The following is a 6920-nucleotide window of genomic DNA, read 5'->3' as shown; positions in this document are numbered from 1 at the left end:
GGTGCGGCGGCAGGCGACACCTGCGCGTCAGTGGCCGGCTCGTCACCACTGCCCAGCCACAGCCAACCGGCCGCCACGGCCAGCAGAATACCGAGCAGTCCGAGCTGATGCTTGCGCGGCAGGTTGAACTGGAAGCCCGCCGGGCGCAGCAGACCGCGCTCCTCCAGCATGGCCTCGACCATCAGGTCACGAGCAGCCTCGTTGATCGGCCCCGGCCAGCCGCCGGAGCGCTGGTGAATCTCCCGCACCTGCTCGTCGCTGAGCAGGCCGATGCCCTGACCGGCGCCGTCCAGGCGCAACGCCAGGTAATCCCGGGTTTCCTCCTCGCTGTAGGGCTGCAGCTCGATGACATGGAAACGCTGCTCCTGATCGTCACCACTCAGCGCCGTCAGACGTTCGACGGTCTGTGCCTCGCCGAACAGGAACACGTGGGCACGCCCTTCCTCAGGCCCCTGCGCCAGCACCAGCAGCTCGGCCAGGGCTTCACTGCTCAGCAGCTCGGCATCGTCCACCAGCAGGAACACCGCCTGGCCGGTGAGCGCCAGTTGTTCGACATGTCGCTGGATAGTCGTCGAGTCCGCATCCGGCAGCCCGAGCACCTGGGAAATCTGCAGCAACAGCGCCTGGGCGCTGCCGCCGGAATTCGCATTGAGCACCACCGGCAGCACCGTCTGCTTGTTGCAGGTGGCGACCAGCGCCTGGCGGAGCAGGGTCTTTCCACTGCCCAGCGGCCCGGTCACCAGCAGCAGCAGCTGGCTGTAGCGCGCCAGGTGCAGCAGCTGGGCAAGCAGCGGCTTGCGTTGCGCCGGGAAGAACTTGAAGTTGGGCACCCGCGCGGCGAAGGGGTCATGGCTGAACTGGTAGTGGCTGAGGAACACGTCCTCGGCGTGAAGGCTGCTCATGAATCAGGCGTCTCCTAGCGAGTCGACAAGGCCGGCGTAATCGGTAGTCAGGGTAGCCTGCAAGGCCTCACGTGGATAATCGGCGGTGACGACCGCCTCGCCCAGCCGCTGCAGCAGCACCAGGCGCAGCTGGCCGTCGAGCACCTTCTTGTCCACCGCCATGTGTTCGAGGAAGTGTTCGGGGGTCATCTCCTGCGGCGGTACCACCGGCAGGCCCGCACGACGCAGCAGGCGGATGCCGCGGTCGCGCTCGGCTTCGGCAATCCAGCCCAGGCGACGGGACATCTCCAGCGCCATAACGGTGCCAGCACCGACGGCCTCGCCATGCAGCCACACGCCATACCCCATGTGGGTTTCGATGGCGTGGCCGAAGGTATGGCCGAGGTTCAGGGTGGCGCGAATGCCTGATTCGCGCTCGTCGGCACCCACCACCCGGGCCTTCGCCGCGCAGGAACGCTCGATCGCCTCGCTGAGGGCGGCATCGTCAAGCTGGCGCAGCGCGTCGATGTTGGTTTCCAGCCAGCCGAGGAAAGGCTCGTCGCAGATCAACCCGTACTTGATCACCTCGGCCAGGCCGGCGGAAAGCTCACGCGCCGGCAGGGTGGCCAGGCTGGCGGTGTCGATCAGCACCGCCTGCGGCTGGTAGAAGGCGCCGATCATGTTCTTGCCCAGCGGGTGGTTGATGCCCGTCTTGCCGCCCACCGACGAATCGACCTGGGACAATAGCGTGGTGGGCACCTGGATGAAGTTCACGCCGCGCTGGTAACAGGCGGCAGCAAAGCCGGCCATGTCGCCGATCACCCCGCCGCCCAGGGCGATCACCGTGGTGCGCCGGTCGTGGCGGGCCTGCAGCAGGCCGTCGAAGATCAGCTGCAGGGTTTCCCAGTTCTTGTGGGCTTCGCCATCGGGCAGGACGATGTGGGTCTGCTTGAAATCGGCGAGTGCCGCTGACAGGCGCTGGAGATAGAGAGGCGCCACCGTCTCGTTGCTGACGATGGCCACCTGGCGGCCGACGATATGGCGGGCCAGCAGCGCGCCGTCGTCGAGCAGGCCGCGGCCAATATAGATGGGATAACTGCGCGTTCCGAGATCGACCTGAAGAGTCTGCATGGGGCCCCCGATTTGATCAGGGAGCTAGGATACCCCAGTTAGACGCCGGCATTAACGCTCGGGAAGCTCCTTGAGGCGCGCGAGGATTTCCAGCACCACCAGGCGCGGCGGTCGCTCGTCGGTCTCGATGATCAGGTCGGCGATCTCGCGGTACAGCGGATCGCGGATGGCCAGCAAGTCGCTCAGCACCTGCCCGGGGTTGGCGGTGCGCAGCAGCGGGCGGTTGCGATCGCGGGCGGTGCGCGCCAGTTGCTGCTCAACCGAGGTGTGCAGGTAGATCACCCGGCCGCCGGCGCGCAGAGCCTGGCGGTTCTCGGGGCGCATCACCGCGCCGCCGCCGGTGGCAATCACCAGCCCCTGCTCCTGGCAGAGGTCGGCCAGCACGGCCTGTTCGCGGTCGCGGAAGCCCTGCTCGCCCTCGACGTCGAAGATCCAGGGGATGTTCGCGCCGGTACGCACCTCGATCTCCTTGTCGGAGTCCTTGAAGTCCAGACGCAGTTCCTTGGCAAGCAGACGCCCGATGGTGCTTTTGCCAGCCCCCATCGGGCCCACGATGATCAGATTTTGCACAACCCTAACGACTCACAGCTAACGCCTGGCTGTGCATGATACGCGGAGTCAGGAAGACCAGCAGCTCGGATTTCTTGTCCTGCACGATGTCGCGGCGGAACAGTCGGCCGATGAAGGGCACGTCGCCCAGGAAGGGCACCTTCTCCACACCCTTGATCTGGGTATTGGAGAACACACCGCCGATGACGATGGTCTCGCCGTCGGCCACCAGCACCTTGGCGTTGACTTCGTTCTTGTTGATCGGCGGCACGCCGTTCATGGCGTTGGCGAAATCCGGGGCGTCCTTGTTGACCTTCACTTCCATGATGATGCGGTTGTCCGGGGTGATCTGCGGGGTCACCTCCAGCGACAGCGCCGCTTCCTTGAACGAGGTCGAGGTGGCGCCGCTGGAGCTGGCTTCCTGGTAGGGAATCTCCGCGCCCTTGAGGATCTTGGCAGTTTCCTTGTCGGCGGTGACCACCTTGGGCTGGGAGACGATCTCGCCGTTGCCGGTCTTCTCCATGGCCGTCAGTTCGAGGTCGAGGATCAGGTTGTCGGTCACGTAGCCGATGCCGAAGCCCGAGGTGCGACCCAGCACGCCCAGGTCGACGAAGGGGAAGTTGCCGCTGCTGTCCGCGCCGCTCTTGCCACCCTCGTCGCCACGGTCATCGTTGCCGTAGAAGACGCCACGGTCGTTGGCGAACGTCTGGCTGCCGCCCCAGCGCACGCCGAGGCTCTTGTCGTAGTCGACGTTGGCTTCGACGATGCGCGCCTCGATCATCACCTGGCGCACCGGCACGTCCAGCAAGGTGACGATGCGCCGCAACTCGTCGATGCGCTCCTGGGTCAGGGTCACCAGCAGGCTGTTGGTGCGGTCGTCGAAGATCACCGAGCCGCGCATGTCGTCCTTGAGGGTGCCCTTGGCGGCTTCCGACTCGTACAGCTTGGCGATCTCGGAAGCCTTGGCATAGTTCAGCTGGATCACGTCCTTGCGCAGCGGGGCCAGCTCGGCCACCTGGCGCTGGGCTTCCAGTTCCTGGCGCTCGCGCTCGGCGATCTCGGCGGCCGGCGCCACCAGCAGCACGTTGCCCACCTGGCGCTTGTCGAGGCCCTTGGTCTTGAGGACAAGGTCCAGCGCCTGGTCCCAGGGCACGTTCTGCAGGCGCAGGGTGATGTTGCCCTGCACGGTGTCACTGGCCACCAGGTTCAGGTTGGTGAAGTCGGCGATCAGCTGCAGCACCGAGCGCACTTCGATGTCCTGGAAGTTCAGCGAGAGCTTCTGGCCGGTGTAGGCGAAACGCTCCGCCTTGCGGCGTTCCATTTCGCGATCGGTCAGCGGCTTGACGCTAAGGGTCAGGCGCCGGTCGGTCTGGAAGGCCATGTAATCGTACTGCCCGCTGGGCTCGACGCTGATCACCACCTTGTCACCCTGCACCGCGCTGCTGACGAACTGCACCGGGGTGGCGAAATCCTTGACGTCCAGACGCAGGCGCAGCGATTCGGGCAACTGGGCGCGGGCGAACTCCAGGCGGATGCGTCCGCCCTGCTCCTGGATGTCCGGCGCCATGGCCGGGTCGCCCAGGTCGATGATGACGTTGCCTTCACCCTGCTCGCCGCGCTGGAAATCGACGCCACGAATCACCCGCCCGCCGGCCGCCGCAGCCTGCGGCGTCGGCACACTGGCAACCAGCGGCACCTGCGCCGCGCCCGCGACGGCGTTCTCGCCGAGCACCACATACAGATGATTGCCGTCGGCCCGGGTGCTGTAGGGCGTCAGCCGGTCGAGGTTGACGATCAGCCGGGTGCGGTCCTTGACCTCCATGATGTTCAGGCTGCGCGCATTGCCCATGCCCAGCTCGCGGTTCTTCACGCCGATCTGGCTGGTCACGCCGGGCAGGTCGAGCGCGATGCGCGCCGGCTGATCGATGGTGTAGCCGCGCGGCGCGGACACCGGCTGGTCGAAGCCGAGCTTTAGTTCGACCCGATCGCCCGGCAAGGCTGCGACATCCAGGCTTTGCAGGGTGGCCGCCAGTGCGTGCGGGGCGAGCAGGGTCGCCAGCAGCGACAGACCGAGGCGCGGGAAAATGCTGTTCATGCGTGCGTTCCGTTGTACAGACAGGCTGTTGTTAGTGATCATCAGGAGCGCTCCTTGAGCGTCATGCTGCGCGGCCGCTCGAGCCAGCCGCCATCGCCGTCGGGGACGATCTCCAGCACATCGACCTTGCCGGTCTCAATCGCCACCACCTTTCCGTGATTGCGCCCCAGGTAGTCGCCGATGCGAATCCGGTGCACGCCGCCAGCGCCCCGCACCAGGGCGAACATGCCCTCGGCGTTGGACAGGCTGCCCACCATCTCGAACATCTCGATGTTGAAGCCCTCCAGGAACTGCCGGACGCGATTCTCGTCGGGCTTGATGTCCTTCGAGCCGCGCTGCTGACGCGCCAGGTCGACGGGGATCGGCGGCTGGAATGGGCTGCGCAGATTGGCGGCGCTGTAGGTAAAGGCCTCGTAGGGCTGGAAGCTGGGAATCGGCTCGATGCGCCCCTTCGGACGGGCGCGCACTTCATCCATGTAGCCCTGCAGGTCATGAAAATCGTGGCCGGCACCGCAGCCCGCCAGGCTGGCAAGCACTGCGGCTACCGTCACGGCGCGAAGGCGGCTCATGGCGTCACCCCCTTGTCGTTGTAGCGGTAGGTCTTGGCGGTGATGGCCATGCGCAGCTTGCTGGCGCTGCCATCCTTGAGCGGCTTGATCTCGAAATCATGCAGCGTGACGATGCGCGACAGGCTGGCCACGCCGCTGACGAAGGTCGCCAGGTCGTGGTAGCCGCCCACCACGCTGATCTTGATCGGCAGCTCGATATAGAACTGCTGCACGACCTCGGGCTGCAGTTTGATCTCCTCGAACTCCAGGCCGCTGCCCAGGCCGGTGCGGGTGATGTCTTCCAGCAGCCCCGGCACCTCGGTGTCGCTGGGCAGCTGGCGCAGCATGACGCCGAAGGATTCCTCCATCTGCACCAACTGAGCCCGATAGGCCTCCAGGTTGGCGGCCTGGAAGGCCTTGGTGGAGAACTGCTCCTTGAGAGTGATTTCCTCGTTGCGCTGCTGATCCAGGCGTTCCTGCAGCTCCTTGAGATGCAACTGGTAGCCCATGAACAGCGTCAGCGCGAACAGCAGCACGGCAGCCACGGCCTTGACCGGCGCCGGCCAGGAACCCAGGTTGTTGAGGTCCAGGTCGGCAAGGTCGATCTTGCGCAGCCCTTCCAGGGATTGGGCGAGACTCATTTCTTCACCTCTTTTTCCTCACGCACCTCGGGTACCACCTGTTGCACCGTCAGCTGGAAGACGTTGGCCTGTTCGACCGCGCCGGAAGTCACGGCCTTGACCTCGGTGAGGTTCGGCCCGGCCAGCCAGTCGGAGCCATCCAGGTTGCGCATCAGGCTGGACACCTTGCTGTTGGATTCGGCGGCGCCGCGAATGGCGATGCTCTTGCCGGTCATGCTCAGCTCGCTGAAATGCACGCCCTCGGGCAAGGTCCGCGCCATCTGGTCGAAGACCCGCACGATGATCGGACGGTTGCCCTGCAGATCCTGGATGATCTTCATGCGCTCCAGCAGTTGCTGACGGCGGGTGCGCAGTTCGCTGATTTCCTTGATGCGGGCATCCAGCACGGCGATTTCCTTGCGCAGGTAATCGTTGCGCGCGCTCTGCTGCTCGATGGACAGGCTCAGGTACTGGTCGCTGAGGAACAGCAGGCCGGCCGCGGCGACCAGCACGCCGCCAAGCGTTGCCAGGAAGCGCTTGCGGCGCTCTTCGCGCAGCTTCTCGCGCCACGGAAGCAGGTTGATGCGAGCCATCAGTCAAAACTCCTCATCGCCAGGCCGCAGGCGATCATCAGCGCTGGCGCGTCGGCGGCGAGCGCCGCGGCATTGATGCGGCTGTTGAGCGTCATGTCGGCAAACGGGTTGGCCACCCGCGTGGTCGTGCCGAGTTTTTCCTCGATCAGACGGGCAAGGCCGGGAATGGAGGCGGTACCGCCGGCCAGCAGGATGCAATCCACCTCATGCAGCTGGCCGGATGCAAAGAAGAACTGCAGGGAGCGAGAGACCTGCTGCACCACCGCTTCGCGAAACGGTTGCAGCACTTCGCGCTCGTAATCCTCGGGCAGCCCGCCCTGGCGCTTGGCCAGGCCTGCCTCCTCGAGCGTCAGTCCGTAACGGCGCTGGATTTCCTCGGTGAGCTGGCGACCGCCAAACAGCTGCTCGCGGGTATATAAGGTACGGCCATTGAGCAGCACGCTCAGGGTGGTCATGGTGGCGCCGATGTCCACCACCGCGACGGCCAGGTTCTCGCCCCGCTT

General features: G+C 65.6%; 8 protein-coding genes. All 8 read right to left on the bottom strand.

All coding sequences use genetic code 11. The annotated features are described in order from the left end of the window. Nucleotides 1-902: AAA family ATPase (locus tag AS93_RS0116150; RefSeq protein WP_027591565.1), on the bottom strand; the 902-nt coding region annotated here is incomplete at its 3' end. A 3-nt stretch (nt 903-905) separates the two neighbouring features. Next, entirely contained in the window at nt 906-2012 is a 1107-nt protein-coding gene (aroB, locus tag AS93_RS0116145; protein ID WP_027591564.1) for a 3-dehydroquinate synthase, read from the bottom strand. A gap of 51 nt (nt 2013-2063) precedes the next feature. After that, nucleotides 2064-2582: a shikimate kinase AroK gene (aroK, locus tag AS93_RS0116140; protein WP_027591563.1), complete on the bottom strand. Its 519-nt coding sequence runs from the start codon at nt 2580-2582 to the stop codon at nt 2064-2066. 4 nt (nt 2583-2586) lie between these two features. Further along, nucleotides 2587-4656, bottom strand: a complete 2070-nt coding sequence (gene pilQ, locus AS93_RS0116135; protein WP_027591562.1) for a type IV pilus secretin PilQ — start codon at nt 4654-4656, stop codon at nt 2587-2589. Nucleotides 4657-4697: 41 nt separating this feature from the next. Then, nucleotides 4698-5225: a type 4a pilus biogenesis lipoprotein PilP gene (gene pilP / locus AS93_RS0116130; RefSeq protein ID WP_027591561.1), complete on the bottom strand. Its 528-nt coding sequence runs from the start codon at nt 5223-5225 to the stop codon at nt 4698-4700. Next, nucleotides 5222-5845 (bottom strand): type 4a pilus biogenesis protein PilO, encoded by a 624-nt coding sequence (pilO, locus tag AS93_RS0116125; protein ID WP_027591560.1) that lies wholly within the window; start codon nt 5843-5845, stop codon nt 5222-5224. The genes pilP and pilO overlap by 4 nt, the downstream gene beginning before the upstream one ends. Continuing rightward, nucleotides 5842-6417 carry a PilN domain-containing protein gene (locus AS93_RS0116120; RefSeq protein WP_027591559.1) on the bottom strand — a complete coding sequence of 192 codons (576 nt, stop codon included), beginning with the start codon at nt 6415-6417 and terminating at the stop codon, nt 5842-5844. Before AS93_RS0116120 ends, pilO begins: the two co-directional genes overlap by 4 nt. Continuing rightward, nucleotides 6417-6920, bottom strand: a 504-nt coding sequence (pilM, locus tag AS93_RS0116115) for a type IV pilus assembly protein PilM (protein WP_027591558.1), incomplete at its 5' end; no start/stop codon positions are given. The genes pilM and AS93_RS0116120, both read right to left, overlap by 1 nt.

Origin of the sequence: Pseudomonas sp. RL, from assembly GCF_000647775.1 — a bacterium.
GTDB lineage: Bacteria > Pseudomonadota > Gammaproteobacteria > Pseudomonadales > Pseudomonadaceae > Serpens > Serpens flexibilis.
Note: the sequence above shows the minus strand (reverse complement) of the source record. Positions and strands in the feature narration are given on the sequence as shown.